The sequence below is a fragment of the Nocardia sp. NPDC058497 genome, from assembly GCF_042720195.1.
Lineage (GTDB): Bacteria > Actinomycetota > Actinomycetes > Mycobacteriales > Mycobacteriaceae > Nocardia.
On record NZ_JBHXMY010000833.1, the window covers coordinates 1 to 1,972 of the forward strand.

The 1,972-nt window shown below is 66.7% G+C and carries 3 protein-coding genes; 1 reads left to right on the top strand and 2 read right to left on the bottom strand.

The genetic code is table 11. From position 1 onward, the window contains the following. Nucleotides 1–121 precede the first annotated feature (121 nt). Both ACFWPJ_RS31535 and ACFWPJ_RS31540 read right to left on the bottom strand, forming a co-directional pair. Entirely contained in the window at nt 122–604 is a 483-nt protein-coding gene (locus tag ACFWPJ_RS31535; protein WP_378856976.1) for an NUDIX domain-containing protein, read from the bottom strand. Nucleotides 605–780: 176 nt separating this feature from the next. Then, entirely contained in the window at nt 781–1,473 is a 693-nt protein-coding gene (locus ACFWPJ_RS31540) for a PadR family transcriptional regulator (protein WP_378856978.1), read from the bottom strand. Between the two features lie 128 nt (nt 1,474–1,601). Here ACFWPJ_RS31540 and ACFWPJ_RS31545 point away from each other — a divergent pair. Further along, nucleotides 1,602–1,972, top strand: a 371-nt coding sequence (locus tag ACFWPJ_RS31545; protein ID WP_378856980.1) for a flavin reductase family protein, incomplete at its 3' end; no start/stop codon positions are given.

Consider the following 1,972-nt stretch of genomic DNA (forward strand, 5'->3'; position numbering starts at 1 on the left):
AGTCCCGGGTATGACTCCGCCCTCATCTGCCTGGGCCCGACGCCGCTGCGACGTGCTCTACGCCGTGCTCAAACCGAACAGCCCCACCGCATTCCGGATGTCCACCACGGCTTGACCGGAACTACACGGCAACAAAACCGTCCTCCAGATAGGCCGACGCGCCCTCTCTTCGCACTCGGCGCGCTGCTGCCACCCGGCGAGCCAACACCTCCGGTAGTCGCTTCGCGGCCTCGACCTCATCGCACCACGCCCAGCTGCGAAGCTCTTCCGTCTGAAGGGCTATCTCTGCTGTCTGGTCGGCGCCGAGCACTCCACCGTCATAGACCAGCATCACGCCGTCGCTGGGATACAGACCCGGCGGCACCCAATCCACCACCAGCAACCGGCCCAGCGGAACTCTCAGGCCAAGCTCCTCATCGATCTCCCGGACAGCCGCCACGAGAGGCGACTCATTGGCTTCGACAACCCCGCCCGGCAGTTCCCAATAGTCCTTATACGTCGGCTCGACCAGCAACACCCGATCCAACTCATCGACGAACAACACCCCCGCCCCCATCCGCTTACGAGGCAATCTGGCAACGTCTTCGACTTGTTCAGACTCCATGGGGCACAACGCTATCTACCGCAGTCACATCTCGCCCGATAGCGCAGGCGGGCAAATGACGAAGGCCGAAGGGACCGTGCTGAGGGGAGCCGACGGCTATGGTCGCGACCCGCTGCGTCGTCTAGGGGCGATCATCGGCGAGCGCGTGATGGCGTGATCGCGGCCGCCCGGCCGGCTCAGTGGTCGGCCTGGTCGTGCATGCCCTCGTCGCGCACGCGCTGCTCGATCTCGCGCCAGCGGCCCGGCGTCGGATGGGGGTAGTCGGCGCGGTCGTCGTGTTCGGCGCCCGCCAGCACGGTGGCCGCGTCGTCGATGTCGTCGATCAGCTGCTGGGCGAGTTCACGTTCGGCGGTGTAATGGCGCTGCGCCCACTGCAGCACGAGCTGCGAATAGGCCCAGCCCGGTTCGGATTTCGCCGCCTCGGCGTCGATCGCCGCCCGCTGCTCGAGCTCGTCGACGTCGGCGATGTGGTCGCGCAGGATCTCCTTGATCCGGTCCGGGGAGCCGAGGTGGCCGAACATGACGCGCAGCAGCACATGGTGTTTGAGCACCGAGGCGTCGACCGGCGCCTTGTTCCACCACGCGGTGACAGCCTCGCGCCCGGCATCGGTGATCTGGTACAGCCGTTTGCCCCGCATGGCGTTGTCGTGGTCGAGCCGCGAGCTCGCGAACCCGTGGTTCTCGAGCTTCTTCAGTTCGGCGTAGATCTGGCTGTAGGACGGGGTCCAGTAGAAGTAGCGCAGACTCCAGTCGGCCCACTTCTTCAGGTCGTAGCCAGAGACTTCCTCCTCGTAGGAGAGCATGGCGAGCACCGCCCAGCTGGTCGGCGGCAGATTGGGCACGCCGGGATCGGGGTCGGGGGTAGCCATCGGTGCATGTTATCAACCCCGCTTGCCACCATTTACCCGCCGACAACCGCTGACCGGGAGAACGTCTTGAGCCGCCCACCGCTCACCCCGGATCGTGGGGGCATCGAGTTCCGTTCGGGAGGACCCCTATGAATGCAGACAACGTCGCCCTCGACGCAGGTAACCCAGCACCCGCAGAGCTGCGCAGAGTGCTCGGTCACTTCGCGACCGGCGTCGCGGTGATCGCCGCCCACGACGGGACGCGACCGCTCGGTTTCACCTGCCAGTCGGTGGTGTCGGTGTCGCTGGACCCGCCGTATGTGTCGTTCTGCCCGGCCAAGAGTTCCACCAGCTGGCCGCTGCTGCGCGAGGCGGGCGCCCTGTGCATCAACATCCTGGCCGAGGAGCAGAGCGCGCTGTGCCGTCAGTTCGCGGTGAGCGGCGCCGACAAGTTCGCCGGTGTCGAGTGGGATCGCGCGGGCAACGGCGCGCCCGCGCTGGCCGGGGCGCTGGCCCATAT